17 protein-coding genes are annotated in these 18676 nt (G+C 64.7%); 12 read left to right on the top strand and 5 right to left on the bottom strand.

Annotation, left to right across the window (positions count from 1 at the left end):
• Positions 1-25 precede the first annotated feature (25 nt).
• Entirely contained in the window at positions 26-895 is an 870-nt protein-coding gene (locus AC1DUR_RS17580; protein ID WP_477721808.1) for a LysR family transcriptional regulator, read from the top strand.
• On the opposite strand, the gene xdhB is transcribed toward AC1DUR_RS17580, so the two are convergent.
• Both xdhB and AC1DUR_RS17570 read right to left on the bottom strand, forming a co-directional pair.
• Complete coding sequence (gene xdhB / locus AC1DUR_RS17575; RefSeq protein ID WP_477721807.1) at positions 859-3264, bottom strand: xanthine dehydrogenase molybdopterin binding subunit; 2406 nt, start codon at positions 3262-3264, stop codon at positions 859-861. The genes AC1DUR_RS17580 and xdhB overlap by 37 nt on opposite strands.
• Positions 3261-4964 (bottom strand): xanthine dehydrogenase small subunit, encoded by a 1704-nt coding sequence (locus tag AC1DUR_RS17570; protein WP_477721806.1) that lies wholly within the window; start codon positions 4962-4964, stop codon positions 3261-3263. Before AC1DUR_RS17570 ends, xdhB begins: the two co-directional genes overlap by 4 nt.
• 81 nt (positions 4965-5045) lie before the next feature.
• Here AC1DUR_RS17570 and AC1DUR_RS17565 point away from each other — a divergent pair, with 81 nt between their 5' ends.
• The 7 genes from AC1DUR_RS17565 to AC1DUR_RS17535 all read left to right on the top strand — a co-directional run bounded on the left by AC1DUR_RS17565 (position 5046) and on the right by AC1DUR_RS17535 (position 13488).
• Positions 5046-5987, top strand: coding sequence for a LysR family transcriptional regulator (locus tag AC1DUR_RS17565; RefSeq protein ID WP_477717942.1), 942 nt, complete (start codon positions 5046-5048; stop codon positions 5985-5987).
• 125 nt (positions 5988-6112) lie between these two features.
• Entirely contained in the window at positions 6113-7660 is a 1548-nt protein-coding gene (locus AC1DUR_RS17560) for an ABC transporter ATP-binding protein (protein WP_477721846.1), read from the top strand.
• Positions 7647-8759, top strand: a complete 1113-nt coding sequence (locus AC1DUR_RS17555; protein WP_477721805.1) for an ABC transporter permease — start codon at positions 7647-7649, stop codon at positions 8757-8759. Before AC1DUR_RS17560 ends, AC1DUR_RS17555 begins: the two co-directional genes overlap by 14 nt.
• Positions 8759-9679: an ABC transporter permease gene (locus tag AC1DUR_RS17550; protein WP_477721804.1), complete on the top strand. Its 921-nt coding sequence runs from the start codon at positions 8759-8761 to the stop codon at positions 9677-9679. The genes AC1DUR_RS17555 and AC1DUR_RS17550 overlap by 1 nt, the downstream gene beginning before the upstream one ends.
• 66 nt (positions 9680-9745) lie before the next feature.
• Positions 9746-10906, top strand: a complete 1161-nt coding sequence (locus AC1DUR_RS17545; RefSeq protein ID WP_477721803.1) for a BMP family ABC transporter substrate-binding protein — start codon at positions 9746-9748, stop codon at positions 10904-10906.
• Positions 10907-11124: 218 nt separating this feature from the next.
• Positions 11125-12165 (top strand): adenosine deaminase, encoded by a 1041-nt coding sequence (locus AC1DUR_RS17540; protein WP_477721802.1) that lies wholly within the window; start codon positions 11125-11127, stop codon positions 12163-12165.
• 63 nt (positions 12166-12228) lie between these two features.
• Positions 12229-13488 carry a YbfB/YjiJ family MFS transporter gene (locus AC1DUR_RS17535; protein WP_477721801.1) on the top strand — a complete coding sequence of 420 codons (1260 nt, stop codon included), beginning with the start codon at positions 12229-12231 and terminating at the stop codon, positions 13486-13488.
• Between the two features lie 142 nt (positions 13489-13630).
• On the opposite strand, the gene AC1DUR_RS17530 is transcribed toward AC1DUR_RS17535, so the two are convergent.
• On the bottom strand, positions 13631-13783 hold the full coding sequence (locus AC1DUR_RS17530) for a hypothetical protein (RefSeq protein ID WP_477717935.1): 153 nt from the start codon (positions 13781-13783) through the stop codon (positions 13631-13633).
• Between the two features lie 48 nt (positions 13784-13831).
• Here AC1DUR_RS17530 and queE point away from each other — a divergent pair, with 48 nt between their 5' ends.
• The 4 genes from queE (at position 13832) to dcd (ending at position 16936) form a co-directional block, all read left to right on the top strand.
• Entirely contained in the window at positions 13832-14467 is a 636-nt protein-coding gene (gene queE, locus AC1DUR_RS17525; protein WP_477721800.1) for a 7-carboxy-7-deazaguanine synthase, read from the top strand.
• Positions 14464-14856, top strand: a complete 393-nt coding sequence (locus AC1DUR_RS17520) for a 6-pyruvoyl trahydropterin synthase family protein (protein ID WP_477721799.1) — start codon at positions 14464-14466, stop codon at positions 14854-14856. The genes queE and AC1DUR_RS17520 overlap by 4 nt, the downstream gene beginning before the upstream one ends.
• Before the next feature lie 54 nt (positions 14857-14910).
• Positions 14911-16224, top strand: coding sequence for a guanine deaminase (gene guaD, locus AC1DUR_RS17515; protein ID WP_477721798.1), 1314 nt, complete (start codon positions 14911-14913; stop codon positions 16222-16224).
• A 145-nt stretch (positions 16225-16369) separates the two neighbouring features.
• Complete coding sequence (dcd, locus tag AC1DUR_RS17510) at positions 16370-16936, top strand: dCTP deaminase (RefSeq protein ID WP_305634601.1); 567 nt, start codon at positions 16370-16372, stop codon at positions 16934-16936.
• Positions 16937-17060: 124 nt separating this feature from the next.
• On the opposite strand, the gene AC1DUR_RS17505 is transcribed toward dcd, so the two are convergent.
• Together AC1DUR_RS17505 and AC1DUR_RS17500 are read right to left on the bottom strand one after the other, a co-directional pair.
• Complete coding sequence (locus AC1DUR_RS17505) at positions 17061-17333, bottom strand: DUF4242 domain-containing protein (protein ID WP_477717931.1); 273 nt, start codon at positions 17331-17333, stop codon at positions 17061-17063.
• Between the two features lie 188 nt (positions 17334-17521).
• Entirely contained in the window at positions 17522-18613 is a 1092-nt protein-coding gene (locus AC1DUR_RS17500) for an alpha/beta fold hydrolase (protein WP_477717930.1), read from the bottom strand.
• Positions 18614-18676 lie beyond the last annotated feature (63 nt).

Genomic DNA, 18676 nt, shown 5'->3' with positions numbered 1-18676 from the left:
CATTGGCTATACCAGAAAGGTATTCATGGATTTGCGCCAACTGTCTTACTTTGTGGCCGTGGCCGAAGAGCTGAGCTTTAGCCGCGCCGCCTCGCGCGTACACATTTCACAGCCGCCCCTGAGCCGCCAGATCGCCAGGCTCGAACAGGAACTGGGGGCGGTTTTGCTGATCCGTTCCTCGCATGAGGTGGCCCTGACGCAGGCGGGCCAGGCGCTGCTGGAGGAAGCGCGCCGCCTGCTGGCGCTGTCGGCAGGCATTCCCGAGGTCGTCGGCCGCGCCAGCCGCGGAGAAACCGGCTCGCTGCGCATCGGGTTTGTGGGCTCCACCATTTACACCTCGGTGCCTGCCCTGTTAAGCCAATACCGGCGGCTCTATCCCCACGTGGCGGTGTCCGTGCAGCAGCTCACGGTGGCCCGGCAAACCGTCATGCTCAAAAACAGCGAGATCGACGTCGGCATCATTCGCCAGTCCGTCACCGAGCCCTGGCTGGCCACGCGCAGCCTGTTCAAGGAAGGCTTCATGGCCGCGCTGCCGGCGCATCACCGGCTGGCGGGGCAGGACAGGGTCATGCTGCAGTCGCTGGCGGAGGAGGACTTCGTATTCTTCAGCCGCAGCGAGGCGCCCGCGATCCACGAACAGCTGCGCAAGATGTGCGAGGCCGCGGGCTTTTCACCGCGTATCGTGCAAGAGGCCTACCCGATGTCGACCGTGGTGGGGCTGGTGGCGGCGGGCGTTGGGATTGCGATCGTTCCCGAATCGATGCAAAGGCTGCAGATGCAGAATGTTTTATACCGGGCCCTGCACGGGACCCGGGCGAAAACCGAGTTCTTCCTGGCCTGGCATGTCGGCAACACGTCTCAAACCTTGCGGGGTTTCCTCGACATGAAGATGTGAGCAGGGATATCAGCAGGGCGGCCAAGCGCCGCCAGCACATGCTCGGGCGTGGCCGGCGCCTGCAGCACGACGGTCCGGTCCGGCCGGACTGAAGCGATCGCATCGCGCAAGGCCTCATACACACTGATCGCCAGCATCAGCGGTGGCTCGCCCACGGCCTTGCTGCCAAACACGTTGTCTTCGCGGTTGGGTTCGGGCCACAGTGCGATGTTGAAGTGTTCGGGAACGTCGCCGGTGGCCGGGATCTTGTAGGTGCTGGGGGCGTGGGTCGACAGCGCGCCCTTGTCATTCCACACCAGCTGCTCGGTGGTGAGCCAGCCCATGCCCTGCACAAAACCGCCCTCGATCTGCCCGATGTCGATCGCCGGGTTGATGCTGGTGCCCACGTCGTGCAGGATGTCGACTTTTAGCACGCGGCTTTCACCGGTCAGGGTGTCGATGGCGACTTCGGTGCACGCTGCGCCATAGGCGAAGTAGTAAAACGGCCGGCCGGTCAGCGTGGTTTTGTCGTAATGAATTTTGGGCGTGCGATAAAAGCCGTCGCTCCAGAGCTGGATGCGGTTGGCATGCGCGAGCTTGGCAACCTCGGTGAACGCACGCGTGCGGGCCGGCGTCGTGACTTCGCCGCCCGCAAAACGCACCGCCGCCACATCGCAGCGGTCCAGCCCGGCCACCCACTGCGCCAGGTTGTCTCGCACCTGGCGGGCGGCATACTGCGCCGCCCTGGCATTGAGGTCGGTGCCGGCGGATGCGGCGGTGGCCGAGGCGTTGGGGATTTTGCTCGTGTCGCTCGCCGTGGCCAGCACCTGCTCAAACGCCACGCCGAGTTCGTCGGCCACGATTTGCGCCACCTTGGTGTTCAGGCCCTGGCCCATCTCGGTGCCGCCGTGGTTCACCTGCACGCTGCCGTCGGTGTAGACATGCACCAGCGCGCCGGCCTGGTTGAACAGGGTGGCGGTGAACGAGATGCCGAACTTGACGGGCGTGATGGCGATGCCGCGTTTGATCACGGGGCTCTGCGCATTCCATGCAGCCATGGCTTCACGCCGCTGGCGGTAGTGCGCGGTCTGCTCCAGCCTGGACAGCAGGGGGTGCAGGATGTTGTCTTCGACCCGCATGCCGTAGTGGGTTGTGTCCCGACGCGTTTCGGGCGTGGTGTCGGTCTTCGGCGCGACGACCTCGTCGCTGTACAGGTTGCGCTTGCGCACATCGAGCGGATCCAGCCCCAGCGTCCGGGCAATATCGCCCAGGATGGTTTCGATCGCGATCATGCCTTGCGGCCCGCCAAAACCGCGAAAAGCCGTGTTGCTCTGCATATTGGTCTTGCAGCGGTAGGACGTGATCGCCACGTCTTCGAGAAAGTAGGCGTTGTCGGCGTGAAAAATCGCGCGGTCAGCCACCGGGCCGCTGAGGTCGGCGCTGAAGCCGCAGTTCACGGCCATCATGAGCTTGAGGCCGCACAGGCGGCCGCTGTCGTCAAAGCCCACCGTGTAGTCATAGGCAAACGGATGGCGTTTGCCGGTGACCAGGAAGTCGTCATCGCGGTCCATGCGCAGCTTGACGGGCCGCCCGAGTTTGTGGGCCGCAAGCGCCGCCCACACCGCCATGTGGCCGCTTTGGGTTTCCTTGCCGCCAAACCCGCCGCCCATGCGGCGGCACTCGACGCGCACGGCGTGGCTGTCAATGCCCAGCGCGTGCGATACCCAGTGCTGGGCTTCGCCGGGGTGCTGCGTGCTGGAATAAATCAGCCACTGGTTCTGCTCCTGCGGCAGCGCATAGGCCACCTGGCCTTCGAGATAAAAATGCTCCTGCCCACCCACTTCGAACGAGCCACGGAGGGTGTGTGGCGCCGTTGCCAGCGCGGCCTCGGCATCGCCGCGCTTGACGACCACGGGCGGCAAGACAAAGCTTTGTGCTGCCAACGCGTCCCGGACATCGAGCACCGGCGGCAGCGCTTCTATCGTGAGTTGAACCTTGCGCGCCGCGCGGCGGGCCTGCATCACGGTGTCGGCCACGACCACACCGATCACCTGGCCGATGTGTTCGACCCTGGTCGTCGCCAGCACGGGCTCGTCTTGCCCAAACGTGGGGAGCAGCGGGTCGCCCGGGATGTCGCCGGCCAGCACCACGCCGCGCACGCCCGGCATGGCCAGCGCGGCGCCGGCATCGACGCCCAGCAGTTTGCCGTGGGCCACAGTCGACAGGATGGGCGCCGCAAACAGCGTGCCCTTGACTTCGGGAATGTCGTCGACATAAAGGGCTGAACCGGCCACCTGCGCACGGGCACTTTCATGAAAGTGGGGGCGTCCGGCGGCCGACGGCTGTGCCGGTCCGGCCACATGAACCGGCAGTATTTCAGGGGCGTTCATGCTGTCTCCTCCAGCCGGAAGGATTCGAGGTTGATCTGCTGCAGTCCCTGGCTTTCGAGCCAGTAGCGCTGCAGCAGGTTGCCCAGCACCGTGCTGCGGTAGGCGGCAGAAGCGCGCATGTCCGAGATCGGCGAGAACTCGGCGCGCAAGGTGGTGATGGCTTGTTGCACCGTCGCGGTGGTCCATGCCTGGCCGAGCAGCGCTGCCTCGGTCTTGACGGCGCGCACGGGCGTTGCGGCGACGCCGCCTGCGCCTATCGACGCGCTGGTCACGATGCCCTTGTCGATGCGCAGGTTCAGGGCCAGGCAGACCGCGGAGATGTCGTCGTCGTAGCGCTTGGAGATTTTGTAGACCCGTAGCCGTTCCGGCCCCTCACCCCAGCCCTCTCCCCAGAGGGGCGAGGGAGCAATACCGTCTTTTTCTTCAATCCCCTCTCCCCCTGGGAGAGGGTTAGGGTGAGGGCTCCCCGGTCGCGGAACCTTGATCCAGGCCAGCACTTCATTCGGGGCCATCACGGTCTGGCGATAGCCGATGTAGAGTTGCTCCAGCGGCATCTCGCGGTGGCCCATCACGCCTTGCCGTTCACTCATCAGCACGACGTTGGCGCCCAGCGCAATCAGCAGCGGCATGGAGTCGCCAATCGGCGAACCATTGGCGACATTGCCGCCCAGCGTGCCCGCGTTGCGCACCGGCAGGCCGGCAAAGCGGGCGGCAAAGGTGTGCAGCTGGGGCCGGTCTTTCGCCAGCGCGGCATAGGCATCGGCCAGCGTCACCGCGGCGCCTATGGCGATGTGCTGCGGGTAGTCTTCAATGCGGCGCAGTTCCCGCACCTTGGTGACGTCCAGTACCTGGCGGAGCTGCTGATGCTGCTTGGTCACCCAGAGGCCCACATCGGTGCAGCCGGCCACCAGTTGCGCCTTGGGGTGCGCGGCCCGCGCCTGCAGCAGCGCTGCCAGGGTGGACGGCGATTCGTAAGCGAAATCGGCGCCTGGCCGGAACGACGAGGGCGCCAGTTGCTTCAGTTTTTGTAGCAGGGCGGTTTCGTCAATGGCCACCTTCGGGAGCGCGTCCATGGCTTGCGCGGCGTCGAGAATGGGTCGGTAGCCGGTGCAGCGGCACAGGTTGCCCGAGAGTTCTTCCTGCGCCAGCGCGCGCGTGATGGGTTCGCCCTGGCACACATGGTTCTGGTACATGCCGAACAGGCTCATGACAAAGCCGGGGGTGCAGAAGCCGCATTGGGAACCGTGGCACTGGACCATGGCCTCTTGCGCGGGGTGTAGTGTTGGTTCACCCCTTTCTTCTTCGCCAGTAGGGGCCGCGGAACCGGCTTTGCCGGGCCGCAGGCGCAGCGCCCCCTCGGGGGGCAGCGCATTACACGAAGCCGAAGGCGAAGTGAAAAGCGTGGGGGCAATATCTTCCACTGTCCACAGCGCCAGGCCGTCAATTGAATGCGCCAACCGTATGCAGCTGTTGATGGCGCGGTAGCGGATGGTTTTGCCCTCGGCCTCGCCCAGCACGACGGTGCAGGCGCCGCAGTCGCCTTCACCGCAGCCTTCCTTGGTGCCGGTGCACGCGAGGTCTTCGCGCAGTACCTCCAGCAGGGTGCGGCTGGGTGGTACATTGGCAAGCGTTACCACTTCACCACGCCGGATGAACCGGATGGGCTTGACAGTGTTCTGGGTGTCAGATCGGATGGCCATGCTAGACATGAGTTTCAGGGTAAAACAGTCAGTCCACAGTCGGCATACAAAAGCGCATATCAGGCGCATGGGCAAGAGCGTATGAAAGATCAGGCGCTTTTCGACAAGATAGACCTCCACCTCATCAGGGTCTTGAATACCGTGCTTACTGAACGCAGCGTATCACGCGCCGCCATGCGCCTGGGAATGTACCAACCCGCCGTCAGCGCGGCGCTCAAGCGCCTGCGCGAGCTGGCGGGCGACCCGATTCTTGTGCGCTCGGGCGCCGGCATGGTGCCCACCGATGCCGGCCTGCGCATGATCGAGCCCTCGGCCAGCATTCTTCGCGCATCCAGCATGCTGTTCAGCAACGCCAAGGGGTTTGAGCCGGCTACCGCCGAAACGACGTTCCGCCTGGCCGCGAGCGACTACCTCGATCCCCTGTTCCTGCCGCAGCTGGTGGCGCAAATCAAGACGCAGGCGCCACGCTGCCATATTGAAATCCATCCGCTCACGGCCGAGTCCGACTACCGCGCCCACCTGGCGCAGGGTCAGGTGGACATCGTGATCGGCAACTGGGCCGCACCGCCCGATGACCTGCACATGGGGCGGCTGTTTGGCGACGAGGTGGTGTGCCTGGTGGCCAAAGACCATCCGGCCGTGCGCCGCGGCTGGAGCGCGGCGCACGTCGCGAACTGGCTGGAGGCCGAGCACATTGCACCGATGGCCACGCACCCGGGCGCCAAGGGCGTGATCGACGAGCACCTGGACACCCTCGGGCTGCAGCGCAACATCACGGTGCGTTGCCCGCACTTTGGTCTGATGCCCTCCATGGTGGCATCGAGCTTGCTAATCATGACGACCGGCCGGCAGTACTGCGAGCGGTTTGCCGGGCTGCTGCCGGTCAAAATACTGCCGTGCCCGATCGAGTTTCCCCGCATGATGTACTACCAGCTCTGGCACGAACGCACGCATGCCTCCAATGCCGCCAAATGGCTGCGCGAGCGCGTCAAGTCAGTGGCTACTTCGCTCCGAAAAGAATAGCAAAAAGAATAGCATTTAGTACGCATCAATCAATGGTGACAGGCCTGCAACATCCACAAATCAGACAACCCAAGACAATGACTGCTTCACCTACTGTCACTGACAATCCCACCGAAAGCAGCGGCATGGCGGGCGGGGGCGCGCCACCCCGGCTGCAGCTTGCGGGCATCACCAAGCGCTACCCCGGCGTGCTGGCCAACAGCGACATTGCGCTGACGGTGCAGCCCGGCGAGATCCATGCCGTGCTGGGCGAAAACGGTGCCGGCAAATCCACCCTGATGAAAATCATCTACGGCTCGGTCAAGCCCGACTCCGGCAGCGTGGTGGTGGACGGCCAGCCGGTGCTGGTGCGCAACCCGCACGAGGCGCGTGCATTGGGCATCAGCATGGTGTTTCAGCATTTCAGCCTGTTTGACACGCTGACGGTGGCCGAAAACGTCTGGCTCGGGCTGGACAAGCTGCGCCTGGCCGAGGTGTCGCAGCGCATCACGCAAACGACGCAGGCCTACGGACTGGAGCTCGACCCGACGCGGCCCGTGCACACCCTGAGCGTGGGCGAGCGCCAGCGCGTGGAGATCGTGCGGGCATTGCTGACCCATCCCAAACTGCTGATCCTCGACGAGCCCACCTCGGTGCTGACGCCGCAGGCGGTGGAGAGCCTGTTCGTCACGCTGCGCCGGCTGGCGGAGCAGGGCTGCAGCATTTTGTACATCAGCCACAAGCTCCATGAAATCCGCGCGCTCTGTACCGCCTGCACCGTGCTGCGCGGCGGGCGCGTCTCGGGGGTCTGCGATCCGCGCCTGGAGTCCAATGCCTCGCTGAGCCGCCTGATGATTGGCGCCGAGCCGCCGGCCCTGGAGCACCGCGAGGTGCAGGTCGGCGCAACCGTGCTCGACGTGCGTGGGCTGAGCCTGGCCCGTGAGGAGCAATTCGGCGTGGATTTGCAGCAGGTTGCCCTGCAGGTCTGTGCTGGCGAGGTGGTCGGCATTGCCGGTGTGTCGGGCAACGGGCAAAAAGAACTGCTGTACGCCCTGTCCGGCGAAGACACGCGGGCTGCCGCGGGCACCATCCTGGTCAGAAACCAGGACGCCGGAAGGCTGGGGCCGATGCAGCGCCGCGAGCTGGGCCTGAACTTTGTGCCCGAGGAGCGGCTGGGGCGTGGTGCCGTGCCCACGCTGGGGCTGGCGCACAACCTGCTGCTGACGCGGGGCGATGCCGTGAAGGCTGGGGGCTGGATTCACCTGGCCGGTTTGCAGGCGCAGGCCGAGGGCATCATCGGGCGCTACAACGTGAAAGCCAACGGAGCCAATGCCGCGGCGATGTCGCTGTCGGGCGGCAACCTGCAGAAATTCATTGTCGGCCGCGAGATTGAGGCCAAGCCCAGCCTGTTGATCGTCTCGCAGCCGACCTGGGGTGTTGACGTCGGGGCTGCAGCGCAAATCCGTGGCGAGATTTTGAAACTGCGCGACAGCGGCTGTGCCGTGCTGGTGATCAGCGAAGAGCTGGAAGAGCTGTTCGAAATCTGTGACCGCCTCTACGTCATGGCCAAAGGGCACCTCTCGCCCTCGCTGCGGCGCGCCGACGCGACGGTGGAGCGGGTGGGGCAGTGGATGAGCGGGCTTTGGGATCAGGGTGCCCAAACGGAAAAAGGAGTTCCACATGCTGCGGCTTGAAGCCAGACCCCAGACTTCGAAGTTCTGGAGCTATGCCTCGCCACTGCTGGCCCTGCTGGTGACTGTGGTGATTGGCGTGCTGATGTTCACGGCGCTGGGCAAGGACCCGGTCAAGGGTTTGCTGGTGTTCTTCTGGGACCCCATCAAAACGCCTTATGCGCTCGGCGAGCTGATGGTCAAGGCCACGCCGCTGCTGATCATTGCGCTGGGCCTGGCGGTGTGCTTTCGCTCCAACGTCTGGAACATTGGCGCCGAAGGGCAGTTTGTGATGGGCGCCGTGGCGGCCGGTGGCATGGCCTTGCTGGCCGACAAAACCACCGGCAGCTGGATTGTGGCGGCCATTTTGCTGGCCGGGGTGGCCGGCGGCATGGCCTGGGCGGCGCTCACGGCCTTGCTGCGTGACCGTTTCAATGCGAACGAAATTCTGGTCAGCCTGATGCTGGTTTACGTAGCGGTGCTGGTGCTCAGCTACCTCGTTTACGGGCCCTGGAAGGACCCGGCTGGTTATAACTTTCCGCAGACGAAAAATTTCGAGGCCGTCACGCAGATTCCCCGGCTGATGCAGGGCTCGCGCGTGAGCATCGGGCTGCTGCTGGCGCTGCTGGGCGTGGCCGCCTTGTGGGTATTTTTGTTTCGCACCCGCGCCGGCTTTGCCTTGCAGGTCGGCGGCCTGGCGCCGGCGGCGGCGCGCTATGCCGGTTTTTCCTCGCGCAAGGCTTTGTGGGTGGCGCTTCTGGCCTCGGGCGGTGCGGCCGGCCTGGCCGGTGCGCTGGAGGTGGCCGGGCCTATCGGCCAGCTCACGCCTCATGTCCCCGTGGGTTATGGCTTTGCCGCCATCATCGTGGCTTTCGTCGGGCGGCTGCATCCGGTGGGCATGGTGTTTTCGGCCCTGTTGATGAGCATGTTCTACATCGGCGGCGAGCTGGCCCAGTCGCGGCTGGGGCTGCCCAAATCGCTCACCGGCGTCTTTCAGGGCCTGCTGCTGTTCACGCTGCTGGCGGCTGACACGCTGATCGCCTACCGCATCAAATTCGTCAGGGCTGCGCGCCGGGCTCCCATCCCCGTCATCCCGCAAACAACCCCCCGGGAGGCGCACTGATGGAGTCCTATGCACTGCTGTTTGCCGCCACGCTCAGCGCGGGCACGGTTCTGGCCATTGCCGGGCTGGGGCTGCTGATCAACGAAAAGGCCGGCATCGTCAACCTGGGTGCCGAAGGCATGCTGTTGTGCGCGGCGATTGCCGGTTTTGCCACCGTGGTGCACACCGGCAATACCTGGCTGGGTTTTGCCGCGGGCATGGCGGCCGGGGCCGTGCTGGCGGCCATCTTTGGCGTGCTGGTGATCTGGCTCAATACCAACCAGTACGCCACCGGGCTGGCGCTCAGTCTTTTCGGCGTGGGCTTCTCGGCTTTTGCCGGCATCCCCTATGTGCAGGCCAAGTTGCCCGAGCGCACACCGCTGGAGCTTCCCGTGCTCAGCGACCTTCCGGTGCTGGGGCCGGCGCTGTTTCGCCAGCACCCCCTGGTCTACCTGACCATTGCGCTGGCGTTTGGCCTGATCTGGTTTCTCTACCGTACACGCGCCGGCCTGGTGCTCAGGGCGGTGGGCGAATCGCCCGAGTCGGCCCATGCGCTGGGCTACCCGGTGCGGCGCATCCGCCTGGCGGCGGTGGTTGCGGGCGGTGCCCTGTGCGGCCTCTCCGGGGCCTACATTTCCACGGTCTACACCCCGCTGTGGGTTGAAGGCATGGTGGCCGGCCGGGGCTGGATCGCGCTGGCACTGACCACCTTTGCCACCTGGCGCCCGGCCCGGGTTTTGCTTGGGGCTTACCTGTTTGGCGGTGTGACCATGCTGCAGTTCCACCTGCAGGGCGCGGGGGTGAATGTTCCCAGCCAGTTCCTGAGCATGTTGCCTTACCTGGCTACCATCGTGGTGCTGGCACTGATTTCACGCAACCCCCAGTGGATACGCGTGAACATGCCGGGCTCCATTGGCAAACCGTTTTACCCTGGGTCCTGATTTTTTGGACTCATTTCCGGGCTCATAATGGCCTTTTTTTGCAAACCCGTCGCTACAGGAGACGACATGACTGACCTGAAAAAACGTTCCTTGCTCCAACTGGCTGCGACATCCGCAGTGGCTGCCATGGCCCTGGCAGGTTGCGGCAAAAAGGATGAGCCTGTACCCGCACCTGCGCCCGCCCCCGCGGCTTCGGCGCCGGCTCCAGCCAAGGCCGAGCCGCTGAAAATAGCGTTTGCCTATGTGGGGCCGGTGGGCGACGGCGGCTGGTCTTTTGCGCACGACAACGGCCGCAAGGCGGTCGAAAAGGAATTCGGCGACAAGGTGGTCACCAAGTTTGTGGAAAGCGTTCCCGAGTCGGCCGATGCCGAGCGCGTGATCCGCGACCTGGCCGGTGAAGGCAACAAGCTGATCTTCGGCACCACCTTCGGCTACATGGAGTCCATGCTCAAGGTGGCGGCCGACAACAAGGGCATCAAGTTCGAGCATGCCACCGGCTACAAAACCGCCGAGAACATGCGCACTTATGACAGCCGAACCTACGAAGGGGCCTACATGGCCGGCGTGATCGCCGGCAAGATGACCAAATCCAACACGCTGGGCGTGGTCGGCTCGGTGCCGATTCCCGAAGTGGTGCGCAACATCAACAGCTTCACGCTGGGCGCACAGAGCTCCAACCCCAAGATCAAGACCAAGGTGGTCTGGGTCAATGAATGGTTCAACCCCGGCAAGGAAACCGAGGCCGCGACGTCCCTGATCAATGGCGGCGCAGACGTGCTGTTCCAGAACACCGATTCGCCCGCCGTGCTCAAGACCGCCCAGGAAAAAGGCAAGCGCGCCTTCGGCTGGGATTCCGACATGACGGCCTACGGCCCCAAGGCCCACCTCGGTTCCGCCATCATCAACTGGGGTCCGTACTACATCAAGGCCACCCGCGACGCGCTGGAAGGCAAGTGGCAGACTTCGCCGGACAAGATCTGGTGGGGCGTGAAGGAAGGCGCCATCGACATGGTGTCCATCGCCGAGGACGTGCCCGCCGAAACCAAAAAGCGCATCGACGAAATCAAGGCCGGCCTCAAGGATGGCAGCTTTGCCATCTGGAAGGGCCCGATCATGGACAACACCGGCAAGGAATTGCTGGGCAAGGACGTGGTGGCCGACGACAAGTTCCTGGGCGGCCTGAAGACCTACGTCAAGGGCGTGGAAGGCAAGGTTCCCGGTAACTGAGTTTTTACTCCCTCTCCCTCCGGGAAAGAGCAGGGGTGAGGGCCTCTTCACTCCCTCTCCCCCTGGGAGAGGGTTGGGGTGAGGGCCGGCGGCGCATCTATTGCAAGTGCTCTGTGTACCGCCAGCTGCCCCCATCCCAGCCTTCCCCCAGCGGGGGAAGGAGCAAAAACGTGATGCCATAGCTGCCCTCGGGCAGCTTTTTCGTTCAGGGAATTGTCATGAAACTGCTTAAACCCATTGCCGCCGACCGCCTGCCCGAGCTGCTCCGGAAAATGCCCAAGGCCGAGCTGCACATCCACATCGAGGGCTCGCTGGAGCCCGAGCTGATTTTTGCGCTGGCGCAGCGCAATGGCGTGGCGATTCCGTACCGCAGCGTGGACGAGCTGCGCAGCGCCTATGCCTTCACCAACCTGCAGAGCTTTCTCGACATCTATTACGCCGGCGCCAGCGTGCTGCTGAAAGAGCAGGACTTCTACGACATGGCGCGCGCCTACCTGCTGCGGGCGGCACAGGACAACGTGGTCCATGCCGAGCTGTTTTTCGACCCGCAGACGCACACCGCGCGCGGTGTCGGCATGGAGACCGTCATCAACGGCCTGCATCGCGCCTGCGTCGATGCCGGGGCCGAACTCGGTATCAGCGCCACGCTGATCCTGTGTTTCCTGCGCCACCTCAGCGAGGAGGAGGCATTTGAAACGCTGGAGCAGGCACTGCCTTACCGCGACAAATTCATCGGTGTCGGGCTGGACTCCGGCGAGGTGGGCAACCCGCCCGAAAAGTTTGCCCGCGTGTTTGCCCGCTGCCGCGAGCTGGGCTTTCACCTGGTTGCGCACGCCGGAGAAGAAGGGCCGCCCGCCTATGTCTGGACGGCCCTGGACCTGCTCAAGGTGGAGCGGGTCGACCACGGCGTGCAGTCCAGCAAGGACGCGGCCCTGATGCGGCGCCTGGCCCAGGACCGCATTCCGCTCACGGTGTGTCCTTTGTCCAATCTCAAGCTGTGCGTGTTTCCCGACCTGGCCAGCCACAACCTGCGCGCGTTGCTGGATGCGGGGCTGGTGGCCACCGTCAACTCGGATGACCCGGCTTATTTTGGCGGCTACATGAATGACAACTTCACGCAAACCTTTGCCTCGGTGGACTTGAATGCAGGGCACGCCTACACACTGGCCCGCAACAGCTTCGAGGCCAGTTTCATCGACGCATCTGCCCGACAGGCCCTGATCCAACGTCTGGACGAAACCTTTGAAACCTTTCAATGAGCGGGTCGCTGCGCCGGCCCAGCGAGAGGTGTCGTTGATGCTGCCCATGATGAATTTCCGGGCATGGCATTGATGCCGGATCCGCAGCCGCAGCGGACGCCTGCATTGCCTGGCCCCAGGGCCATCGCCCTGGCCGGGCTGGTGTCGCTGGCCGTGGCCATGGGCATAGGCCGCTTTGCCTTCACACCGCTCCTGCCCATGATGCTGAACGACGGCGTCGTCGATCTGCCCTCGGCCAGCTGGCTCGCCAGCGCCAACTACTTCGGCTACATGCTGGGCGCCTTGCTGTGCACGCTGCAGCCCTGGCTGTGGGCCCGGTTCCGGGGCTTGCCGTCGCTGGCCTATGTGTCCCTGGTGCGCGCCGGGCTGGTGGCCACCGGTGCGTTGACCCTGGCCATGGCCTGGCAGCAGCCTGCGGCCTGGCCGGCGCTGCGCTTCGCCGCCGGCATGACCAGCGCGGTGGTGTTTGTGTTCACCTCGGGCTGGTGCCTGTCGCGGCTGGCCCGGCTCGGCACGCCGGCACTGGGTGGCCTGATTTACGTCGGCCCGGGCGCGGGCATTGTGGTGAGCGGCCTGTTTGCCAGCGGCATGGTGGCCTGGGACTGGACGGCTGCTACCGGATGGGCTATTTTTGGCGTGCTGGCTTTTGGGCTGGCGGCCGCCGTATGGCGCATCCTGCGGGGGGGCGACGAGCGTCTGGTGGCACTCGGCGCGCGCGCGACCGGCTCATCCGGCGACACGCCGGTCCGGCACGGCCGGGGTGAGATGGTGCTGTTGACGCTGGCCTACGGGCTGGCGGGCTTCGGCTACATCATCACCGCCACGTTTTTGCCGGTGATTGCCCGCACCGCGCTGCCGGGATCGGCATGGCTGGACCTGTTCTGGCCCATCTTCGGGCTGGGGGTGATGGTGGGTGCGCTGCTGGCCACGCGCATTTCACCCCGCATTGACTTTCGTCTCTTGCTGGCGGGTTGCTATGTCACGCAGGCGCTTGGCATTGCCGCCAGTATCTGGAGCCCCAGCCTGGCCGGTTTTGCCGGGGGCAGCCTGCTGCTCGGCCTGCCGTTCACGGCGATCACTTTCTTCGCAATGCAGGAGGTACGCCGCCTGCGCCCCGTCACCGCGGCCAGTTTCATGGGCCTGCTCACCGCCACCTACGGTGTGGGACAAATCCTGGGGCCGCCACTGGTGGCCGTGCTGCTCAGGCACACCCGCAACCCGGGTCAAGGCTTCACGCTGTCGCTGGAAATCGCGGCTGCCACGCTGCTGGCCGGCGCGGCCATCTACGGCTGGATGAGCAGGGCCTACCCCCGGCCGGCGTGAACCCGGCCCTGTATCGAGCGAGGGTCAGGACGACGCGGGCGCCTGCCGCCGCGCCTGCTGCGGTGCCGGCGCTGGCGCCCATTCCCCTGTCGAGGCGGGCTTTACCGGCTGACAAGGCGCCGTCCGGCTTGACGCGTTAAAATCACAGCTTGCCAGCATGCTGTCCCGGCGTGCTGGTGTTTGTTGTTTCTGATGTTTCCGGGGCCATGTAGAGGACTACCATGTATAAAAACCTCGCAGCCACTGTCATGTCGACGCGCGTGGCCGCCAGCTTTATTTCTCCCATTTCTTCCATTTCTCGCGCTTGCTCCCTGCCGCCCCCTCCCGTGTTCCGGAGGGCCGCATGAGCTACCAGGTCAAAGAGATTTTCTACACCCTGCAGGGCGAAGGCGCCAACGCCGGGCGTCCGGCCGTGTTTTGCCGCTTTGCCGGCTGCAACCTCTGGTCCGGCCGCGAGCAGGACCGCGCCACGGCGGTCTGCCAGTTTTGCGACACGGATTTCGTCGGCACCGACGGCACGCTGGGCGGCAAGTTTGCCGACGCCGATGCGCTGGCGCGCCTGATTGAAGCCCAGTGGCCGGCGGATGACCGCGAACACCGCCTGGTGGTCATGACCGGCGGCGAGCCGCTGCTGCAGGTCGATGCGGCCCTGATTGCAGCCCTGCATGCGCGCGGCTTTCAGATCGCGGTGGAGACCAACGGCACGATTGCCGCGCCTGCCGGCATTGACTGGATTTGCGTCAGCCCCAAGGCCGGCGCCCCGTGGATACAGCGGGAAGGCCAGGAGCTCAAGGTGGTGTGGCCCCAGGCCGGCTTCGAGCTGTCCGAGCTGGAGGCGGCCCGCTTCACGCACCGTTTTCTGCAACCCATGGACAACGCCCGGCGCGCCGACAACACCCAGGCCTGCATTGCCCTGTGCATGCAGCGGCCCGCCTGGCGGCTGAGCCTGCAGACCCACAAGATCACGGGCATACGATGAGCTACGAAATCAGCCAGAAGTTCTTTTTTGATGCGGCCCACACGCTCAAGCGCGAGGTCGAGGCCGACAGCAGCCGCCGCGTGCATGGACACACGTACAACGCGGAGGTCACGCTCTCCGGCCAGCCCGACGCGCGGACCGGCATGGTGGTGGACCTGGGGCTGGTGCGCCGGGCCATCGAGCAGCTGCGCCCCCAGCTGGATCACCACATGCTCGACGACATCGCGGGCCTGGGCCCGGCCACCCTGGAAAACCTGTGCACCTTCATCTGGCGCCAGCTGGCGCCGGCCCTGCCGTCGCTGGCGGCGGTGCGCGTCTGGCGCGAGTCGGTCGGTGACAGCTGCACGCTGCGTGGGAATCCAGGGGCACCCGGGGCGTCGGCCAGATAGTGCTCATCCGGCGCGGCATATGCGCCACCGGCCGCGCTGCGGTAACCTTGCGGCATGAAAGCCTACCGCGCCAGCCTTCTGTACTTTGCCGCCCCCGACAGCCAGCCGGGCCGGGCCGCATTCGAGCAGGATGGCTTGCTCGTGGTGGGCCCTGACGCCGCGGGCCGGCAGGTGGTGCAGGCCATCGGCAGCTACCAGCAGCTTGCCTCCCAGGTGGACAGCCGGTACCCCGGCCTGCAGGTCGAACACCTGCCGGGCCGCATCATTGCGCCGGGCTTTGTGGACATGCACATCCACTACCCCCAGATCGACGTGATCGGCTCGCCCGCCGAGGGCCTGCTGCCTTGGCTGGAGAACTACACCTTTCCGCATGAAAAACGCTTCTCGGCGCCCGAATACAGTGCGGAAGCCGCTGCGTTTTTCATCGCAGAACTGCTGCGCCACGGCGTGACGACGGCGCTGGCCTTTGCCACCTCGCACCCTGCATCGGTCAACGCGCTGCTGGGTGAAGCGCAACGGCACAGCCTGCGCATGATCGCCGGCAAGGTGCTGATGGACCAGAATGCGCCCGATGGCGTGCGGGACGAGACCCGGCAAAGCCTGATCGATACCGAAGCGTTGATTGAAAAATGGCATGGCGTGGACCGGCTGGGCTACGCCATCACGCCGCGCTTCGTGCCCAGTTGCAGCGAGGCCCAGCTGCGCGGCGCCGGCGAACTGGCCGCGCAATACCCGGATGTGTGGATTCAGTCGCACGTGGCGGAAAACAGGGACGAAGTCGCCTGGGTGCGCCAGCTCTATCCCCAGGCGCGCAGCTACCTGAGCGTGTACGAGGACTTCGGCCTGCTCAGGCCGCGCGCCGTCTATGCGCACTGCATTCACCTCGACGACGAGGACCGCGCCCTGATGCGCAGCACCGGCACCGCCGCAGCGGTGAGCCCGACCAGCAATCTCTTCCTCGGCAGCGGCTTTTTTGACCATGTCGGCGCCGACCGCGCAGGCTTTCTGTATGGCCTGGCCAGCGATGTGGGCGGTGGCACCAGTTTCAGCCCCTTTCACACCATGCTGGCGGCGTATTACGTGGGGCGCGAGGGGCAGACCAAAGCCGGCGTGTCGCTCCCGCCCCAGCACCTGTGGTGGCAACACACCGCCGGTGCGGCCCGGGCGCTGGGCCTGCAGGGCGTGGTGGGCAACCTGCTGCCCGGCTGCGAGGCCGACTTTGTGGTGCTCAACCCCCAGGCCACGCCGCTGCTGGCCCGCAAGACCGGCCAGGCCGGCAGCCTGGACGAGCTGCTCTTTTCCCTGATCGTGCTGGGCGATGACCGGCTGATCGAGAAAACCGTGATTTCACAGGCGGAATCAGCCTGACCGGCTGGTTTTGAGGAGCCAAATCGGCTCCCTGCCCGTGCCATGAAAAGCAGGCTGGGCAAACCGTCCAATTCATGGGTAACTTGCGCTGGCCGGCGCCGGCCATGGCTTGCCTACAATCTAGCCAACCCAAGGAATTTCCCCAATGAGCATCAAAAGCGACAAATGGATACGCCGGATGGCAGAAAGCACCGGCATGATCGAGCCCTTCGAGCCTGGCCAGATCCGCGAGGCCGACGGCAAGAAGATCATCAGCTACGGCACCTCCAGCTACGGCTACGATATTCGCTGCGCCCCCGAATTCAAGGTGTTCACCAACATCCACAGCACGGTGGTGGACCCGAAAAACTTCGATGAAAAAAGTTTTGTCGACTTCCACGGCGACAGCTGCATCATCCCGCCCAACAGCTTTGCGCTGGCCCGCACGCTGGAGTATTTCCGCATCCCGCGCAACGTGCTGACCATCTGCCTGGGCAAAAGCACTTACGCCCGCTGCGGCATCATCGTCAACGTCACGCCGTTTGAGCCCGAGTGGGAAGGCTATGTGACGCTGGAATTCTCCAACACCACACCGCTGCCCGCCAAGATTTACGCGGGCGAAGGCTGCGCGCAAGTCCTGTTCTTCGAGAGCGACGAAGTGTGCGAGACCAGCTACAAGGACCGCGGCGGCAAGTACCAGGGCCAGCATGGGGTGACGCTGCCCAAGGCTTGATTGGCGCAGGCGGGCACGCTGACGGGCTTGCCGGGGGGCAGGGCGACGTCAGGCAGGCCAGAGGCAGCCGGCTGCACCGGAAACCTCCGGCCTTCGGGTACAACGCTGGGAAGGCCGGCGATCGCTACTCGGCCGTTGTCGGATCGATGATCGTCTGTACGCGGGCGATGCTGTTGACGGGGAAGCCGCCCAGGGTCGCGTGCTTGCGTATGGTGTCCTCATCGGGCGAGATATAGACGCAGTAGATCTTGTCACCGGTGACGTAGCTTTGGACCCACTGGATTTGGGGGCCCATGCTCTCCAGGGCGTCGCATGACTTTCTTGAGATGGCCTTCAACTCGCTTGGGGGCAGCATTCCTGCTTTCGGAATTTCGCGTTCAATGACATATTTAGGCATGATGGTTTCCTTGAAAAGTTGAACAAATACTGGAGAACATCCGCCGATCCGGATCCATCCTCATCCTGTTCGGCAATGAACTTCAGTACACCCACTATGGGCGGCGCGGAGTGCACCTCCTAGAGTCCCTGGTCCCAAGCCCCCTCAAAAAAACACCGCAACCGGGACACCCGTCCCGGTTCAGCGCCTCAAGACATGGCGCGCTCCCGGCCAAACCCGGCCTCGCGCGCCAGCACAATCGCTTGCGCACGGGTCTGCACCGACAGCTTGTCAAAGATGCGCGTGATGTGATTGCGTACAGTCTTCTCGGAGCGGCCAAGTCCATCGGCAATCTGCGCGTTGCTCTGGCCTTGCGCCAATGCGTTGAGCACGTCGTTCTCACGCGCGGTGAGTAAGGCCAGACGTACCTGTTCGCCGGAGGCGCTCCGGTCGTTGATGCCCTCGGGCAGGAAGCCGCGGAGCTCCGAGAGAAACCGCGCCCAGGCGGGCTCTGCCGGCAGCAGCATATGGTTGACGCTATCGAGCTGAACGAAGCGTGCGTCGGCAATCAGCGAGGCAACAATCCGCCCCTCCTCGATCGGAACCACCGCATCCCGATCCGCATGAATCACGAGCGTCGGGCATGCAATCCGGGGCACCATGGCGCTGACATCCACGTCGAAAGACACACGGCTCAGCGCCACCGCCATTTCCGCCGAGGTGCTGATGCGCTGCATTTCACACCACGAACGCAAGTGCTCCATCGTGCCGCCGGGCTGGAATGCGGTGGCCCACACCTGCAGGAATGCGTGGTTTTCCTGGGCCCACCCCAATTGCGTCAGCTCCAGCAGCAATCTGGCTTTTTCGATTTCCTGTGGAGAGCCGGTTCGCCGGAGCCTGCCCCGGGCATACGTTCCATAAAGAACCAGTTTGCTGATCCGCTGCGGATGCAGTGCCGCATACGTCATCGCAAGCGGCCCGCCCCAACACACCCCCAGCAGGGCAAATCGCTGATAGCCCGACGCTGCAACGACCGCCTCCAAGTCCATCATCCAGCTCTCGAACGAGAGGTCGGCCACCGCCCGATCCGACATGCCGCAGCCGCGCGGGTCGTAGCGAATCAGGGTGTAGTGCTGCGACAGGGCATCGAGCCAGGGGCGCCAGGCAAGGCTGCTGCGGTGCTGGTATTCAAGGTGTGTCAGCCACGTGGTCGACATCAGCAACGGTGGCCCATTGCCGCTCATGGCATATGCAATGCGCGTGCCGTCGGCACTGGTGCAAAAGCGGACTTGTTGTTTCATCCCTGCGAACCCCGAAAAGGGCGGACTTTTTGATTCTGATCCCTGTTGACCCGGTCCGTCAAT

This window comes from Polaromonas sp. P4_F4 (genome assembly GCF_056401355.1).
The sequence above is the reverse complement of the archived record's forward strand: the minus strand, read 5'-3'. Positions and strand labels throughout refer to the sequence as shown.

Excerpts from the sequence above, each read along its gene's own strand:
- queE (WP_477721800.1), top strand. The coding sequence starts at position 13,832 with ATGAGCTACCAGGTCAAAGAGATTTTCTACACCCTGCAGGGCGAAGGC.
- AC1DUR_RS17560 (WP_477721846.1), top strand. The coding sequence starts at position 6,113 with ATGGCGGGCGGGGGCGCGCCACCCCGGCTGCAGCTTGCGGGCATCACC.
- AC1DUR_RS17535 (WP_477721801.1), top strand. The coding sequence starts at position 12,229 with ATGGCATTGATGCCGGATCCGCAGCCGCAGCGGACGCCTGCATTGCCT.
- AC1DUR_RS17530 (WP_477717935.1), bottom strand. The coding sequence starts at position 13,783 with ATGGAAGAAATGGGAGAAATAAAGCTGGCGGCCACGCGCGTCGACATG.
- guaD (WP_477721798.1), top strand. The coding sequence starts at position 14,911 with ATGAAAGCCTACCGCGCCAGCCTTCTGTACTTTGCCGCCCCCGACAGC.
- AC1DUR_RS17555 (WP_477721805.1), top strand. The coding sequence starts at position 7,647 with ATGCTGCGGCTTGAAGCCAGACCCCAGACTTCGAAGTTCTGGAGCTAT.
- dcd (WP_305634601.1), top strand. The coding sequence starts at position 16,370 with ATGAGCATCAAAAGCGACAAATGGATACGCCGGATGGCAGAAAGCACC.
- AC1DUR_RS17565 (WP_477717942.1), top strand. The coding sequence starts at position 5,046 with ATGAAAGATCAGGCGCTTTTCGACAAGATAGACCTCCACCTCATCAGG.
- xdhB (WP_477721807.1), bottom strand. The coding sequence starts at position 3,264 with ATGAACGCCCCTGAAATACTGCCGGTTCATGTGGCCGGACCGGCACAG.
- AC1DUR_RS17545 (WP_477721803.1), top strand. The coding sequence starts at position 9,746 with ATGACTGACCTGAAAAAACGTTCCTTGCTCCAACTGGCTGCGACATCC.
- AC1DUR_RS17520 (WP_477721799.1), top strand. The coding sequence starts at position 14,464 with ATGAGCTACGAAATCAGCCAGAAGTTCTTTTTTGATGCGGCCCACACG.
- AC1DUR_RS17570 (WP_477721806.1), bottom strand. The coding sequence starts at position 4,964 with ATGGCCATCCGATCTGACACCCAGAACACTGTCAAGCCCATCCGGTTC.
- AC1DUR_RS17540 (WP_477721802.1), top strand. The coding sequence starts at position 11,125 with ATGAAACTGCTTAAACCCATTGCCGCCGACCGCCTGCCCGAGCTGCTC.
- AC1DUR_RS17550 (WP_477721804.1), top strand. The coding sequence starts at position 8,759 with ATGGAGTCCTATGCACTGCTGTTTGCCGCCACGCTCAGCGCGGGCACG.
- AC1DUR_RS17500 (WP_477717930.1), bottom strand. The coding sequence starts at position 18,613 with ATGAAACAACAAGTCCGCTTTTGCACCAGTGCCGACGGCACGCGCATT.
- AC1DUR_RS17505 (WP_477717931.1), bottom strand. The coding sequence starts at position 17,333 with ATGCCTAAATATGTCATTGAACGCGAAATTCCGAAAGCAGGAATGCTG.
- AC1DUR_RS17580 (WP_477721808.1), top strand. The coding sequence starts at position 26 with ATGGATTTGCGCCAACTGTCTTACTTTGTGGCCGTGGCCGAAGAGCTG.